We start from the raw sequence: 16,643 nt of genomic DNA, 5'->3' as shown, positions 1-16,643 counted from the left end.
TTGTTACGAACCAAACAATCCATTCCATAATAGTGTTACAATTTGTTCAGCTGTCTCGTCAACGGAGGGGAAGATACCTTCGTTTTTGGCATTTCGATAGTTCCCGACTTTTAATAAAGAAATGTAAGCATGAGCGGCAAATTTTGAATTGATTTGACTAATATCTCCGGATTTTATTGCTTCAGAGAATGCAGCTTCAATTGCGAAAAACATTTTTTCTTCAGCTTGTTGTATTTTGATCACTTGTTCTTCTGTTAAGCTACTTCTTGTTTCACGCATAAATCCTTCTAGATCAATATCAACCGTTGCCTGCAAATGTGCCTTTGCAATTTTCAACAAGCGCTCACGTAACGGTTTACTTTCCATCAACATTGCATTCATGTAATCACGAATTTGCCCCATCATTTGAATCATTGCTTCTGTAAATAATTCTGCTTTCGTCGGATAGTAGTAATAGACGGTAGCCTTCGTGACATCACATTGCTTAGCAACATCATCAACCGAAACCTGTTTATATCCATGATTTAGAAACAATTGTGTTGCAGCATTAATGATTATTTCGTTCGTTGGTTGTTTAAGTTCGCCCGAACGTGGTCGGCCGAGTGAACGGCTTTTTTTGTCTTTCAAACCAATTCTCTCCTTATCCATTCATTCAACCGTATTATATCACAGAAAAAAATTCAAATAGATTATTTAGTTATTGAAAATTAACTAACCAGTATATATAATTAATTAGAGATAATTGGCGTAATATATAATAATGGAGGGTTTCTAGTGCATAATTGGTTAAGTCAGTGGGGGAAAATTGTTGCGAGTTCTAAAAGTAGATGGATAACAGTGCTGGTTTGGGTAGCTGTAATTGCTGTCATATCCATTGTATGGCCTCAAGTTAACGATGAAGAAAGTGGCTCGAACAATTTATTACCAGAAGATGCGATGTCAGTCGAAGCATCAAAAATAATGGAAGAACAATTTCCAAATGATTCAGGTGTTCCGCTACTATTGGTTTGGTATCGAGATGGTGGATTAGTGGAAAGAGATTTTGAAATAGTTCAAGCTTTATACGAAGATTTGGCTAAGCAACCACTCGGTTACCAGTCGCTGATTCCTAGATTCGATCAAATGCCTATGCAAGCTCTTGCACAGGCAGCTTCTGGAGACAGTGAGGCATTAACTACACCTGTCTTTTTTAATGAAGCTGCTACAGCAGATGAGCTCCAACAATCATTAGAAACTTTGAAGGAAAAGGTTGTCACACTAACTAAGCCTGAAGTGTTAGAAAACGACCTCGAAGTAGAAGGATTACACGTTCGTTTCACTGGTCCGGTAGGGATACAAACCGACGCGACGGAATTATTCAGCCAAGCTGATTTGACTTTGCTATTTGCAACAGTGTTACTTGTATTGGTACTTCTTATTGTCTTGTATCGATCACCGATTTTAGCGATTGTGCCTTTAGTTGGTGTTGGGTTTGCTTATGGGTTAATTAGCCCGTTGCTTGGTTTTATGGCAGGAAACGGTTGGATTGTCGTGGATGCACAAGCGATTTCAATTATGACGGTACTATTATTCGGAGCAGGGACAGATTATTGTTTGTTTCTTGTCTCAAGATATCGAGACGAATTACAGTTAGAGGTCAATAAATATAAAGCCTTACAGTTAGCGATTGCTAATTCTGGCAGTGCGATTATGATGAGTGCTCTGACCACAGTATTAGGTCTTTTAACGTTATCCCTAGCGCAATATGCATCTTACGACCGGTTTGCAGTACCTTTTAGTCTCGCGATTTTCGTAATGGCCATAGCTGTGTTGACATTGTTACCAGCCATGCTTGCACTATTTGGTAGAGTAGCGTTTTTCCCTTTTATCCCAAGAACACCAGAAATGTTGGAGCAATTGCAAGATAAAAGGGGAAGACGAGTTCGTCAATTGAAACAACGTACCAGGTTTAGTAAGGCTGCCGGACGTTTGGTAACGGAAAGGCCTTGGCAGATAATCGTAATTAGTTTGATTTTTTTAGGTGGATTAGCATTCGTTGTACCAAGAATCGATTACACGTATGGAGTTTTACAATCATTCCCTGATGACATGCCATCCCGTGAAGGTTTTACCATTATATCCGAGCATTATCCACCAGGTGAGATTGCACCGGTTAACATTGTTGTAGATACTGATGGAAAAGAGCTTAATTTGCAGAAGGACCTTATTTCCTTGCCTATTGTGGAAAGTGTAAGTGATGCTAAACAAGGAGAAAGTAATCGATACTATCTGGAATATACGGTAACATTCGGTGTTGATCCATACTCTTCCGACGCAGTGGAACAAATTGAAAACTTAAAGATAGCAGCAATAAATGGATTAGAAAACGCAGGAATTTCTAATGCTAATGAACGTGTTTGGATTGGCGGTGAAACAGCAACCCTTTATGATACGGAAAACATAACAAGAAGTGATCAAAACATCATTATACCAGTAGTCTTGCTTATTATCGCTTTGCTGTTGTTGGTGTACTTGAAGTCCGTTGTAGCAATGGTTTATTTACTACTTACGGTAGTCATTTCATTTTTATCTGCCCTAGGCCTTGGATGGTTGATTATTCATTACGGAATGGGCGCCCCCGCGATGCAAGGCTTAATTCCGCTCTATGCTTTTGTATTCTTAGTTGCTCTTGGTGAGGATTATAATATATTTATGATCTCAAGTATATGGAACAAAAGGAAACGGATGTCGATGAAGCAAGCTATTGCGGAGGGGGTGGGGGAAACAAGCAGTGTTATTTCCTCTGCAGGTTTGATTTTAGCCGGAACATTTTCCGTCTTGGCTGTAATGCCGATGCAAGTGCTCGTCCAGTTTGGTATCGTAACTGCTATCGGTGTTATATTAGATACGTTTATTGTGAGACCATTACTTGTTCCAGCAATAACTACAGTCCTTGGTCGATTCGCTTTTTGGCCAGGAGCACTTTGGAAAAAGAAATAGGGAAAGCGAACTCGTTTCAGCAAGCTGAAACATCGGGGAATCAGATGGAGTCTCGACTCCACCTGATTGGAAATTCCCACCTACGCTTCGCTTAGAGGTGGGGGTCTAAAACCCTAAAACCATTTAAAGATTAAATTTGGGATCAGACCCTTCATATGGACAGTTGTCCTCGAACAGAGTCTGACCCCTAACTTCTTGAAATTGGAGTTAAGAAACGAGATTCCTAGAGCCTATTAAAAAGTCTTGACAGTTCTAACAGATTCCTATACTATTTTCTTATTGCTATGAAACAGGATATAGAACTTAATTTTTTCTTCTTATCGAGAGAGGTGGAGGGGAATGGCCCTAAGAAACCTCGGCAGCGGATTTCAATTAATTTGAAATACTGTGCTAATTCCATCAAGTGATGATTATTCACTTGAAAGATAAGAAGAGTAGGCATACATAGATCGTTTATTAATGCCCTCTCTTCTTATCACAGAAGAGAGGGCATTTTTATCGTTATTACTGTTAACATACAGCAAGAGAAAGGGAGGTTGCCATGATTCGATTTGAGGGTGTTAGCAAGCAATTCCAAATTAATGATCAGGTCATCCAGGCTATCGATAATGTGGATTTAACAGTAGAAAAGGGAGAAATTTATGGTGTTATTGGATTTAGTGGGGCGGGAAAAAGCACACTAATCCGATGTGTGAATCTACTAGAAACCCCATCATCTGGAAAGGTGTGGGTGAATGATCAAGATATTCAAAGTCTTTCTAAGGAGAACCTGAGGGAAATGAGACGAAAGATCGGAATGATTTTTCAACATTTTCATCTACTGGAATCTAAAACGGTTTTTGATAATATTGGGTTCCCGTTGTCACTCGCTGGTGAACCTAAATCAAAAATTAACAAGAAAGTGAAAGAGCTGTTAGATTTTGTTGGGTTATCTGATAAGGCAAACCATTATCCAGACCAGCTTTCTGGTGGTCAAAAACAGCGTGTAGGTATCGCAAGAGCATTGTCTACATCGCCTGAGATTCTATTATGCGACGAGGCAACGTCTGCCCTTGATCCACAAACTACTCAATCTATCTTGGATTTGTTGAAAAGAATTCAAAAAGAGTACAACATTACAATTCTAATGATTACCCATGAGATGCAAGTTATACGAGAAATCTGTGATCGCGTAGCAGTTATGGAACTTGGCAAAATTATTGAAGAAGGGACAATATTTGATGTCTTTTCAAATCCTCAACATGTAACAACAAGGAATTTTGTCAAAACAGTAATGAACGATGAGATACCAAGTTCGATAATACGAATGATAGAATCGAAGGAAGGTACCAAACATATCTACCGGTTACTATTTGAAGGCAACTTTGCTGGAGATCCAATTTTGTCTATGGCTTCTAAAAACCATGATGTTCATACAAATATTTTATTTGGTCAAATTACAGAGCTACAAGGAAAACCTTTTGGAAATCTGATTGTCGAATTTCGGGGGGAAGATTCAGACATTCATAAGGCTCTAGAATATATTCGGGAAACAGTTGGTGTAAAGGAGCTGAATATAGATGGATGTTAAATTAACGGAATTTTGGCCGCGAATTCTAGAAGCTACAATCGATACGTTAGCAATGGTTGGTTTCTCCCTATTATTCGCACTGATCTTAGGTCTACCACTTGGCATTATTTTAGTTGTAACACGACCAGGGAACTTGATGGAAAATAAATTACTTTTTCCGGTGTTAAATGCAATTATTAATTTCTTTAGGTCCATTCCTTTTATTATTTTACTAGTTGCAATCTTACCTTTTACACGGGTAATTGTTGGGACATCCATAGGAACAGCAGCTGCAACTGTACCACTTGTTGTTTTTGCAGCACCATACATTGCAAGATTAGTAGAAAGCAGTTTGCTAGAAGTTTCACCTGGAGTTGTAGAAGCAACAGAAGCAATGGGTGCAAGACCTTGGCAAATTGTCTTTCGTGTACTTGTACCAGAGGCACTTAGCTCGTTGATTTTAAATATTACGATTGCTGTTATAGGTTTAATTGGTGCCTCAGCAATGGCTGGATTTGTTGGTGGCGGTGGTCTAGGTGATCTAGCAATCGCATATGGTTACCAGCGCTTTGAAACAGACATTATGATTGTAACAGTCCTTTTACTCGTGCTTTTAGTTCAGTTGGTCCAAACGTTTGGAAATAAATTTTCAAAGATAATTAGAAGAAGATAGGAGAAAAAACATGAAGAAAAAATTACTCGTTTTATTAACCCTTATCATAAGTCTCGGAGCTATATTAGCTGGATGTGGAAGTAGTCAATCATCTGATAGTGGTGACGCAACAGAAGGAACAGACAAACAAGAAGAGGTTACGTTAAAAGTAGGTCTAAATGGATCAGGTGTTCCAATCTGGGAATTTGTTAAAGAAAAAGCTGCTAAAGAAGGTATTAACTTAGAGCTAGTGGAATTCTCTGATTATGTCCGTCCGAATGTTGCTTTAGCGGATGGTGACATTGATTTAAATGCTTTCCAAACTGTTTCTTACTTTGATTCGTTTATTAAAGAAAGAGATCTAGACCTTGCTCCGATCAGTACAACTCTAATTGCGCCAATGGGTATTTATTCAGAAAAGATTGAGGACATAAGTGATTTCCCTGAAAATGGATCAATTGCCCTTCCACAAGAAGCGACGAACATGGGAAGAGCCTTAGGTTTATTGGAACAAGCTGGATTGATCACATTAACGGATGAATTTAATGGTAATGGTGATTTATCGTTAATTGAAGAAAATCCAAAAAATATTAAGTTCACACCGATTGTTGCTGCTCAGACTCCACGGGTTTTACCAGATGTTACGGCATCTATCATTAATAATGGAGTAGCAGTTGAAGCTGGTTTTACACCTGTTGAAGATGCCATTTTTATTGAAGATAATACGGCGACACCTTACATCAATATTATTGCAGTACGTGCAGATGAAACGGATAAGGAAGTATTTAAGAGATTAGTTGAAATTTACCAAACAGATGAAGTTGCCCAACACATTAAAGACGTATTTGACAACTCCCTAATTCCAATATTCGTACCACTTGAAGATATTGGTTGGTAAACAGAATGTATAAACGCTAGATACAATGGGAGGAAAGTTAACTCTGGTCTAAGGACTGCTAACAGGTTAACTTGTCTTCCTTTATTTAATTTTTCGAGGGGGATACGAATGAACACTTTCCAAAACGTGCTTGAGGAAAAAGTATTAAAGAACATTAAAGATCAGGAAAAATTATATGTTCACACAAGTCATCAAATACATAGCCGGCCTGAAATTGGAAATCAAGAATATTTTGCTTCTGATTTATTGATTTCTTTATTAAAAGATGCTGGTTTCACTGTTCAAAAAGGGATCCCAGAACATGAGACAGCGTTTATTGCTAGATTAGAATCAGGAAAACCAGGTCCCAAAATTGGATTTCTCGCAGAATATGATGCACTTCCAGGTCTTGGGCATGCTTGTGGCCACAATATCATTGGAACATCAAGTGTTGCAGCAGCGATTGGACTCAGCCAAGTTTTAGATGAAACTGGCGGGGAAGTAGTGGTGCTTGGAACACCAGCGGAGGAGGGTGGTCCAAACGGCAGTGCAAAAGGGACATTTGTTCGCCATCAATTGGTGCAAGACCTAGATGTATGTATGATGGCACATCCATTTGGCAAGACTGCAGAAACGGCTCCAACACTAGCAGTTGATCCAATGGACTATGCGTTTTTTGGTAAACCCGCGCATGCAGCTGCTAACCCTGAAAACGGGATCAATGCATTAGACGCTGTGGTTCAATTGTATAATGGGGTTAATGCACTCCGTCAACATGTAACGGATGATGTACGTATACATGGAATTATTTTGGATGGAGGAGATGCACCGAATATTGTTCCTGAATATGCACGAGCTAGATTCTTTATTCGGGCTAAAAGCAGATCCGCGTGTGATGAGATTACCGCTAAAGTAAATGATATTGCAGAAGGCTCTGCTTTAATGACAGGTGCAACAGTAAAAATCACACGAATTCAAAACGGTGTAGATGACTTTAAAATAAATAGAAAGTTTGATCAAATTTTTAAGGAAAAAGTGACCAGTCTTGGTGAAACGTATTCCGACAGAGTTGGTGGCATAGGCTCGACAGATGCTGGTAACATCAGTAAGGTAGTTCCAACGATTCACCCTTTTATTAAAATAGGAGCAGAGGATCTTGTTCCACACACAGTAGCATTTCGCGAAGCCGCGATATCTAAAACAGGTGATCATGCATTGATAACAGGTGCCAAGGCACTTTCGCTAACAGGACTTGATTTATTGATTCATAATGAACACCTTCAAGCAGTAAAAGATGAGTTTCAGGTGCCTGTATTTTAGGGTGCTGTCACTGCCCGAAAAACCCTGTTACACAGACGGAGTGGCGGGTGTTAAACACTCACTTTAAGCTAAATGAATGAAAAAATCTATGAAATATATATCTTTTATGCTACGATTTATAGAGGATGTTCAAAAAGTCACCAAATGATAAGCGGCGCATCTCAGGCCCACACGATGTGGGTCATGCAGGTGTTGCCACAGGACGTGGCGGTCTTAGCCTGTATTCCTTAAATGGCTTGTTTCTCCGTTCCTTGGAAAAGAAACCCGCTTTTCCTGCGTGCGAAGTATATTCGGGGGAGCATTCCTTTTGCTCACGTATTAAAAGCATATCCTTAGAAAAAGAAGGACACTTTTTCTTCGTGCGAGGTAATGCTTTCGAAGCAACAAGCTTTCGCTGCGCTACTCAAAACTACGCCGCCTCGACCTGCTTGCTTCTAATTTGTTTACTTTTTGAACACGCACTAATAGTGAATATAAATAGTTGAGGTTCTAGCACCCCTCGTTAAAAAAACTAAGGAGAAGCAGTACTTCGTCTTGGGGTACGGCTTTTTTTAATGGAAAGGAAGTTTGATGAAGTGTTGAAAGATGAGAAAGCGGTTGTTGTGTTTAGTGGTGGACAAGATAGTACAACCTGCTTGTTTTGGGCTTTAAAAACCTTCAAAGAAGTAGAGGCTGTTACTTTTAATTATAATCAGCGACACAAGCAAGAAATCGATTGTGCCAAGGATATTGCATCAGAATTAGGCGTTAAACATCACATACTTGATATGCAGCTTTTAAATCAGTTAGCCCCAAATGCGCTAACTAGAAGTGATATAGATGTAGAAGAAGGTTCAGATGGGGATTTACCCACAACATTTGTGCCAGGACGCAATTTACTCTTTCTGTCTTTTGCTGGTGTTCTTGCAAGCCAAGTTGATGCGAAACATATTATTACCGGTGTCTGTGAGACAGACTTTAGCGGGTATCCTGATTGTAGAGATGCTTTCATAAAGTCGCTAAACGTCACGATCAATTTATCGATGGATACAAATTTTGTGATCCATACACCGCTGATGTGGTTGGATAAAGCAGAAACATGGAAACTTGCAGACGAGCTAAGTGTGTTAGATTTTGTTAATGAAAAGACGTTAACCTGTTATGAAGGAATAGTTGGAACGGGTTGTGGCACATGTCCAGCCTGCAAATTGAGAAATGCTGGACTCGAAAAGTATAAAAAAATGATGCAAAAGGTTGATTTTAATGGCGAATGATTTCTTTGGTTTTCGAATTGTTGAAGGTCTGCAAAAAATGGGTGAAGATATTAAAAAGAATGAGCTGAGATATCATCAGAAGCGTGTACTTGTCAGTAAAGAGTTTACCTTTGATGCTGCTCACCACCTCCATTGTTATGAAGGAAAGTGCACAAACCTTCACGGACATACTTATCGTGTCGTGTTTGGCATCAGTGGACCTCCCAATGATATTGGTATAGTGATCGATTTTAAAGATATGAAGGAAATATGGAAAGAGCATATTGAAATTCACCTTGATCATCGCTATCTAAACGAAACCCTACCGAAGATGAATACTTCAGCTGAAAATATGGTTGTTTGGCTGTATGAAAAAATGCAAGAAGCCCTAGAAAGTAAACCTGGTCATTATTCGGCTGCTAGAGTCGAATTTGTTCGCTTATTTGAGACACCGACAAGCTATGCTGAAGTCAGAAGGGAATGGATGGAAGTTGAGTAAAATACCCGTATTAGAGATATTTGGTCCAACCATTCAAGGTGAAGGCATGGTTGTAGGTAGAAAAACAATGTTTGTCCGGACTGCGGGTTGCGATTATCAATGCTCCTGGTGTGATTCGTCTTTTACCTGGGATGGATCAGCAAAGAACGAAATCAAACAGATGACTGCAGATGAAATATGGGAGCAGCTCTATTCCATCGGTGGAGACTATTTTGATCATGTGACGATTTCTGGAGGCAACCCTGCACTCCTTTCCTCTTTAGGATTACTAACGAGCTTGTTAAACAGGAAGAACATTGCAATTGCACTTGAGACGCAGGGAAGTAAGTGGCAACCTTGGTTTTATGAAATTGATGATTTGACCATTTCACCTAAACCGCCAAGTTCCAATATGGTGACGAATTTTGATACTTTAGATGAAATTGTTGATAACCTGATAAAAAGTAGAAGTAATTTTAGCTTAAAAGTTGTTGTTTTTGATGAGGAAGATTTTCATTATGCAAAAAAAGTTCATAATCGATATCGTGGCGTTCCGTTTTATTTGCAGGTAGGAAATGATGATATACATTCCGATGATCATGAACAATTAGCAAATAAACTATTAAAAAAATATGAATGGCTAGTTGATGAAACGATGCAATCATGTGAAATGAATAGCGTAAGGGTATTGCCGCAACTACATACGCTAGTCTGGGGAAATAAAAGAGGGGTTTAGTATGGATGCCTGTCACCGCCCGATGGGGTGGTCACAGGCACACCTGCCTATTTGTTATCAAATCCCTTTAATGGAACGATAGCGTCCTCTGGCACGCCTCCTTCACGCTCCATTAGATGATTAACAGTAAGACTTTGTTTCTCAGGATGAAGAATTTCAGCCGATAATACATTCCCTATCACAATCAGGAAATCCCTATTATCGATAATTTGGGCGACCTCACAATCAAAATAGGCTTGTGCATTTTTTAAAATGGGACATGCTGTTTCTTTATAAATAAACTCGTCCTCACCCATGGACTCAATACTCTGATCTCCTGCAAAAAAACGATCCATTAACTCTTCTTGATCTTCAGCAGTCATGCTAAGGGCAAAAACCCCTCCACGTTTAATAATCTCTGTGCTCTCCATCTCTTTCGGGAAACAAACGAGCATTTGTGGTGGCTCATGCGAACATTGTGTCACCCAACACCCGTTATGGAAATGAGTCCTTTTTCCATCGGTTGTAGAGATAAAGAACCCGCCTCGTAGTCGTTTATTATATACCTCTTCTACTGGATCAAGTTTTGATTTCGTATCCATCGATGAAGCACCTCGCTTTAATAGATTTCCTTTATCTTATCGCAAAAAAGGACGATCGTAATAACAAGTTGCTTATACAATGACCATGTTCGTTGTTATCTCACCGAAAACTGAAACTAATTTCTAGTCAAATCACCCGCCGTCACCTGTACAAGTTGACCAGGCTCATATGACAATTCTTCAGCAATATCTTTTGTTTGTAAAAATCCAACAGCGCCATTTGGTATTTGCGTTAGAATACCGTGAATTTCTTCACCGTTATTTCCTTCTGCACAAACAGTCGCGATTGTATAAGCCTGACCATTTGTATCGGAATCATAAACAGGAAGTTCATTTTCACTAATTCCTGAAAGCATGTAATTGCCCAATTCTCCATCACCTGCTGTTCCTTTTACGTCTTTTGCAATTGTGCCTTCAGTTACCGTTATGGAGTCACCTTGTTTAAAACTGTTTTCTTGTCCTTCATCAGCTACAGGAATATAGGCAATGGGACCATCTTTCATTTGCACCATAACCATGTGTGTGCCTTCAAGTGTACAAATACCATTTAACACAACCGCATCACCATTGACAGTTTCATCGGCTTCTGGAAATTTTTCGCTAGCACCAACCATCATAAAACCATACGGCATGATATTTTCTTCATCAGTCTTCATTTGTTCCTGATCTGTTGTTATCGATTTCTCCATAGCAGGTACTTCCTTAACTTCCTGTTTATTTACGACTAAGGTTTCATCTGTAGGCTGTTTTTCAGCACCTGTTTCTGAGTCATTTGCACATCCCGAAAGTAAAATCCCCCCTGCAACGATTCCTCCAACAATAAGTGCTAATTGTCTATTTTTCTGTACCATAACAACATCCCCTTTTTGTGATTTTTTTCACATAACCTTTACACATTGATCATACTATTTCATTCTTCACTGTGTATGTGATATAAGTCACATATCTTATTTAATTTTATAAATGGTAAGGTCACAGCGATGTCCCGAGTTTTGTGGAATATTACTAATTGGTCGTTTTAAAGTGCAGCAGTTGGGAATGACCCGGTGTTTCAGCTTACTGAAAAGAGTTCACTTTGTTTTTTGATCCATTAAACTTGAAAAGTGTAGGATCATTGATCTTATCCAAGCGATAGGCTACACTTTGGTTGAATAATTAAAGTAGGTGCAGCTATGAATGATAGACAGAAAGTACTACTAAGACTTCTGTTATTAAAAAATAAAAAAACTATAAACATTCAAGACCTTTCTAACCAATTAGGATGCTCGGAAAAAACGGTGCGAAATGATTTGAATCAGGTAGAAGGACTACTGGTCGATTATCCGAGTGCTCGTTTAAAGCGGAAACCTGGGGTAGGAATTTTATTTGATATTGATGAAATCGATCGCTCGGCACTCTCTGATTGGTTATATTCCAACGAACCAAAGACATCAGCGGATCGCTTTGTCGAAATTGCTTACCAATTGTTAGTTAGTGACAAGCCAATAACGCTTAAAATGTTGGCTGAACGATATTATGTCCCAAAAGGTGCAATCAAAAAAGACATGGAAACGATTGGGGAATGGTTGAAAGGATATTATCTTGATTTAGAGTCTAAGCCACGTCTTGGGAATGTAGTTATAGGGACAGAATTAAATAAACGTAGTGCATTGGCACATTTATCCGAACTGACCTCATCCATAACACAAGATAAAAACGATGTCTTGGACTTATTTTTACCATATGAGATAACTACTGTACAAAAGGTTTTAATAGAATTACAACATCGGTATTCTATTGCTTTTACAGATGGTGCGGTGGAAAGCCTACTTGTACATGCATTAATTATGATGAAACGAACAAGACAAAAGTCATCTATTCAAATTCCAGAAACTGAAAAGGAAACGATAAACCGTTACAAAGAGTATGAATATGCTTCCTATTTTTTTGAACAACTAGAATCTATTTTTCGGATTACTTTTCCAGAAGATGAACGTATTTATTTTACATGGCATTTAATCAGTAGCAAGAAGATGGAGGACTCCGACCAGGAAACGTTTTTAAAAGATGCATTTTTACAAGAGGTTGTTACAGAAATTATTGCAAGGTTGGAAAAATTGACGTTAGTAACTTTTGAAGAAGATACAGTACTCTTAAGAGGGCTTACTGTTCACGTCCATTCCGTTATCAATCGGATAAAATATGGATTTCCGATCACCAATCCACTTTTAACTGATATTAAAAAAATGTATCCTTATATGTTTAACATGGTCATGCTTGCTGTAAGTGAGATCAACGAGATGTATAAACTGGAGATTCCAGAGGATGAAGCAGCATATCTTGTTCTTCATTTTCAAGCATCTATCGAAAGGTTAGAGGACAATAGACGGAAACAAAAGAAAACACTGATTGTTTGTCATATGGGAGTTGGTACATCCCATCTCTTAGAAGCAAAAATAAAACAGCATTATCAAGATATACAGGTAGTAGCATGTATTGGGAAAGCGGAAGTGCATGACGTTTTGAAAAAGAATCCTGTTGATTTTATTATTACTACCGTTCCGCTTGAAAAGATCCAGATACCCCATGTTGTCATTTCGCCGCTTTTGGAGGTGAAGGATAAAGAAAAACTGCATTACTTTATGGAGGAACTAGAGTACAAAAATGAAGAAAATCAGAAAAAGAAAGATCTTGTTCCGCTGATTAGGGGTGACTTAGTAAATTTTGATGTAGCATTCGAACACCCTTTTGAAGTAGTTGAAATGCTTGGGAATATCCTTTTTAACAAAGGGTTTATTAATGAGACCTTCACATCAAATGCATTGGCTAGAGAAAGGGAATCCTCTACGTCTATTGGTGGAGGGATCGCTATACCTCATGGAAGTCCAACTATGGTTCACCAATCAGCTATTGCGGTTGCGGTATTAAAGGAACCAATGGAATGGGGAAGTGAGTTCGTCTCCATTGTTTTTATGTTAGCTATTTCGAATCAACAACAAGCACTAAATCGTGGAGCAGTGGCTCAAATTGCAACCATTAGTAGTGATCTGTCCCTTGTTCAAGCGTTAATCGATGCGGATAGTGTCGAAACATTTTTAAATAAGCTTCGGTAGTTAAAGAGTAGGAGACAGTTCTACTCTATTTATATGGATAAATTTATTTTTACCACAAGCTTAGGTAACAATTAGAATTATTTAAATGCAAATAAGAAGCTACAATAAATGTAAGCAATTATATTAAAACATTTATTGTAGGAGGGAAATATAATGAAAGTATTAGCGGTTACGGCATGTCCAGTTGGGATTGCCCATACGTATATGGCAGCTGAAAACTTACAACAAGCTGGTCAGGAGATGGGCATTGACATTAAAGTTGAAACACAAGGTTCCATTGGAGTTGAAAATGCTTTAACGGAACAGGAAATTGCAGAAGCTGACGGTATTATTATTGCCGCAGATAAAGAAATTTCTAAGGAACGATTTGCAGGAAAAAAATTAATTGTAACTGGTGTTCAGGAAGGAATTCGTAAACCAAAAGAGTTAATCCAAAAAATTCAAATTGGTGATGTTTCGGTTTATCAACCGGAATTAAAGTCTTCAGAAGAAATAAAGCAATCGCGCAAGAAAAAAGAAAACCCAATCTATAAGCACCTTATGAACGGTGTATCCTATATGGTTCCATTTATCGTTGTAGGTGGATTGTTAATTGCGCTTGCATTAACAATTGGTGGGGAACAAACACCAGGTGGAATCGTTATACCAGAAGATTCTATTTGGAAGAAGATTGAAAGTCTAGGCGGAACAGCATTTATGTTCATGGTTCCGATATTGGCAGGTTTTATTGCCGTAAGTATTGCAGATCGACCAGGTTTAGTACCAGGCATGATAGGTGGATATATTGCTGCAAATGGCAGTTTTTATGGAAGTGATGCTGGTGCAGGATTTATTGGTGGGATTATTGCTGGTTTCCTAGCGGGTTATGTTGCGTTGGCAATAAAAAAACTAAAAGTACCAAAAGCAATACAGCCAGTTATGCCAATTATCTTTATTCCAATTATATCATCTGTCATTACAGGTTTATTATTTATTTTTGTTATTGGTGCTCCTATTGCACAAGTGTTCGAAGGTTTAACGGCTATGCTTGCAGGAATGCAAGGGGCAAGTTCCATTCTTTTAGCGGTTATTTTAGGTGCAATGATCGCGTTTGACATGGGTGGACCATTCAACAAAGTTGCATTCTTATTCGGTTCAGCAATGATTGCAGAAGGTAACTATGAAATTATGGGGCCAATTGCGGTTGCCATCTGTATTCCACCAATCGGAATGGGGCTTGCAACCTTTATGAACAAGAAAAAGTACCTTCCAAATGAAAGAGAAGCTGGGAAGGCATCCTTTACAATGGGATTTTTTGGAATTACAGAAGGTGCGATTCCATTCGCTGCACAAGATCCTTTACGAGTTATTCCAAGTATTATGGTTGGATCAATGGTTGGATCTGTAATTGCTATGTTAGGTAATGTTGGGGATAAAGTAGCACATGGTGGCCCAATCGTTGCTGTACTCGGTGCAGTTGACAATGTCGTGTTCTTCTTTATTGCGGCCACTGCAGGTATTCTCGTTACAGCTTTTATGGTTAATATGTTGAAAAAAGATGTGTATCCGAATACTACAACAAATGGTAAGGAAATATCAAATGTTACTGTGAAATCAATTGAAGAAAGAGAAGAAGGGAAAGACGAAGCAGTTACAGATGAATTGAATAAGTTAACGGATATTACAAATAAAGATTTAATCAAAACGAATTTGACTGGATCTACACGTGATCAGGTTATCGATGAGTTAATTGAGAAGTTTGATACGGCAGGCATTTTGGAATCAAAGGAAACATATAAACAAGCGATACTGGATCGTGAAGCGCAAAGCTCTACAGGACTGGGGATGAATATTGCTATCCCGCATGGAAAATCGAACGCTGTTAAACGTCCTGCAGTAGCCTTTGGAATCAAGCGTGACGGGGTAGATTGGAATAGTCTAGATGGTACAGAAGCAAAGCTGATCTTTATGATTGCTGTACCAGAAAATGGGGCAGGAAATGAGCATCTAAAAATTTTACAAATGCTATCTCGTAAATTAATGGATGAAAGTTTTAGGGAGAAATTAATACAAGTAAGCTCTAAGCAAGAAGCATTGATGTTATTAGAAGAAATAAGGTAAGATGTAAGAGGAATTGTTAGCTATTGGAGGTAACCACATTGTACAAGGAACCAATTTTCTTGCAACCTGTTTTCCAAGATCGTATTTGGGGCGGGCAAAAGCTTTCGACAGAATTTGATTATGCTATTCCTTATAAAAGAACGGGTGAAGCGTGGGTGATTTCCGCACACCCAAACGGTCCAAGTGTTATAAAGAATGGACCACTTGAGGGTAAAACACTCGCAGATGCGTGGAAGGGACACGGTGGACTTTTTAATAAAAGTGCCAAACAAAATGAAGAATATCCTTTATTAGTAAAAATACTAGATGCAAATGATGATTTATCTGTACAAGTACATCCTGATGATGCATTTGCGCGGAAGGTTGAAGGCGTACCATATGGCAAAACGGAGTGCTGGTATGTGCTTAGTGCAGAAGAGGGTGCTGAACTTGTTTTAGGTCATCATGCACAAACACCTGAAGAATTGGAAGAAATGGTGGAAAACCAGGTGTGGGACTCGTTTTTACGAAGAGTTAAAGTCAAAGCAGGCGACTTTGTTTACGTTCCGAGTGGCACCATTCATGCGATTGGTAAGGGAATCGTCATCTTGGAAACGCAACAAAGCTCGGACATAACGTATCGTGTATACGACTACGATCGAACGGATTCTAATGGAAACAAGCGGGAATTACATCTGGACAGAGCAATTCAAGTAACGACAGTGCCACATCGAGATGTGGTAAGAGAGCAGGAAATTACTAAAGTCGATGATTTAACGGTCAAACAGTTGGTAGAAGCAGAGTATTTTTCCGTATATCATTGGGAGTTAAATGGAAACGCGACATTGCAGTTAGAACAGGATTTTTTACAAGTGAGTGTTATAGAAGGAAATGCGACAATTAGCGTAAAGGAGAACGACTTTCCTATTGCAAAAGGAAGTCAGTTCATTTTGCCGTATGGGATTACAGAGTACAAACTTTCGGGAGAGGCAGAGTTTATTGTTTCCCATGTGTAGGTGGTGCCGGGACGTCACGAATATTGTCAATGACAAATTCTTGGTTATAGTG

14 protein-coding genes and 1 riboswitch are annotated in these 16,643 nt (G+C 38.8%); of the genes, 11 read left to right on the top strand and 3 right to left on the bottom strand.

What is annotated here, in order from left to right:
* Positions 1-3: 3 nt before the first annotated feature.
* Positions 4-627 carry a TetR/AcrR family transcriptional regulator gene (locus tag NC797_RS02435; protein WP_272435049.1) on the bottom strand — a complete coding sequence of 208 codons (624 nt, stop codon included), beginning with the start codon at positions 625-627 and terminating at the stop codon, positions 4-6.
* A gap of 147 nt (positions 628-774) precedes the next feature.
* Here NC797_RS02435 and NC797_RS02430 point away from each other — a divergent pair, with 147 nt between their 5' ends.
* The 8 genes from NC797_RS02430 to queE all read left to right on the top strand — a co-directional run bounded on the left by NC797_RS02430 (position 775) and on the right by queE (position 9,823).
* Positions 775-2,979, top strand: a complete 2,205-nt coding sequence (locus tag NC797_RS02430) for an MMPL family transporter (protein ID WP_272435047.1) — start codon at positions 775-777, stop codon at positions 2,977-2,979.
* 314 nt (positions 2,980-3,293) lie between these two features.
* A riboswitch (SAM riboswitch) is annotated at positions 3,294-3,411 on the top strand.
* A 109-nt stretch (positions 3,412-3,520) separates the two neighbouring features.
* Positions 3,521-4,549 (top strand): methionine ABC transporter ATP-binding protein, encoded by a 1,029-nt coding sequence (locus NC797_RS02425; protein ID WP_272435046.1) that lies wholly within the window; start codon positions 3,521-3,523, stop codon positions 4,547-4,549.
* On the top strand, positions 4,539-5,201 hold the full coding sequence (locus NC797_RS02420) for a methionine ABC transporter permease (RefSeq protein ID WP_272435044.1): 663 nt from the start codon (positions 4,539-4,541) through the stop codon (positions 5,199-5,201). Before NC797_RS02425 ends, NC797_RS02420 begins: the two co-directional genes overlap by 11 nt.
* A gap of 10 nt (positions 5,202-5,211) precedes the next feature.
* On the top strand, positions 5,212-6,078 hold the full coding sequence (locus NC797_RS02415; RefSeq protein WP_272435043.1) for a MetQ/NlpA family ABC transporter substrate-binding protein: 867 nt from the start codon (positions 5,212-5,214) through the stop codon (positions 6,076-6,078).
* A 108-nt stretch (positions 6,079-6,186) separates the two neighbouring features.
* Positions 6,187-7,377 (top strand): M20 family metallopeptidase, encoded by a 1,191-nt coding sequence (locus NC797_RS02410; RefSeq protein WP_272435042.1) that lies wholly within the window; start codon positions 6,187-6,189, stop codon positions 7,375-7,377.
* Positions 7,378-7,955: 578 nt separating this feature from the next.
* On the top strand, positions 7,956-8,630 hold the full coding sequence (gene queC / locus NC797_RS02405) for a 7-cyano-7-deazaguanine synthase QueC (RefSeq protein WP_272435223.1): 675 nt from the start codon (positions 7,956-7,958) through the stop codon (positions 8,628-8,630).
* Positions 8,620-9,108: a 6-carboxytetrahydropterin synthase QueD gene (gene queD / locus NC797_RS02400; RefSeq protein ID WP_272435041.1), complete on the top strand. Its 489-nt coding sequence runs from the start codon at positions 8,620-8,622 to the stop codon at positions 9,106-9,108. Before queC ends, queD begins: the two co-directional genes overlap by 11 nt.
* Positions 9,101-9,823: a 7-carboxy-7-deazaguanine synthase QueE gene (gene queE / locus NC797_RS02395; protein ID WP_272435040.1), complete on the top strand. Its 723-nt coding sequence runs from the start codon at positions 9,101-9,103 to the stop codon at positions 9,821-9,823. Before queD ends, queE begins: the two co-directional genes overlap by 8 nt.
* A gap of 47 nt (positions 9,824-9,870) precedes the next feature.
* Here queE and NC797_RS02390 read toward each other — a convergent pair whose 3' ends face one another.
* Both NC797_RS02390 and NC797_RS02385 read right to left on the bottom strand, forming a co-directional pair.
* Positions 9,871-10,404: a flavin reductase family protein gene (locus tag NC797_RS02390; RefSeq protein ID WP_272435039.1), complete on the bottom strand. Its 534-nt coding sequence runs from the start codon at positions 10,402-10,404 to the stop codon at positions 9,871-9,873.
* A gap of 116 nt (positions 10,405-10,520) precedes the next feature.
* Positions 10,521-11,255, bottom strand: a complete 735-nt coding sequence (locus NC797_RS02385) for a hypothetical protein (protein ID WP_272435038.1) — start codon at positions 11,253-11,255, stop codon at positions 10,521-10,523.
* Positions 11,256-11,576: 321 nt separating this feature from the next.
* Between NC797_RS02385 and NC797_RS02380 the strand changes: the two genes are divergently transcribed.
* The 3 genes from NC797_RS02380 (at position 11,577) to manA (ending at position 16,591) form a co-directional block, all read left to right on the top strand.
* Positions 11,577-13,496, top strand: coding sequence for a BglG family transcription antiterminator (locus NC797_RS02380; RefSeq protein ID WP_272435037.1), 1,920 nt, complete (start codon positions 11,577-11,579; stop codon positions 13,494-13,496).
* A gap of 153 nt (positions 13,497-13,649) precedes the next feature.
* Complete coding sequence (locus tag NC797_RS02375; RefSeq protein WP_272435036.1) at positions 13,650-15,596, top strand: PTS fructose transporter subunit IIABC; 1,947 nt, start codon at positions 13,650-13,652, stop codon at positions 15,594-15,596.
* 38 nt (positions 15,597-15,634) lie between these two features.
* On the top strand, positions 15,635-16,591 hold the full coding sequence (gene manA / locus NC797_RS02370) for a mannose-6-phosphate isomerase, class I (protein WP_272435035.1): 957 nt from the start codon (positions 15,635-15,637) through the stop codon (positions 16,589-16,591).
* Positions 16,592-16,643 lie beyond the last annotated feature (52 nt).

Origin of the sequence: Terrihalobacillus insolitus (genome assembly GCF_028416575.1) — a bacterium.
In the GTDB taxonomy this organism is placed as follows: domain Bacteria; phylum Bacillota; class Bacilli; order Bacillales; family Amphibacillaceae; genus Terrihalobacillus; species Terrihalobacillus insolitus.
The sequence above is the reverse complement of the archived record's forward strand: the minus strand, read 5'-3'. Positions and strand labels throughout refer to the sequence as shown.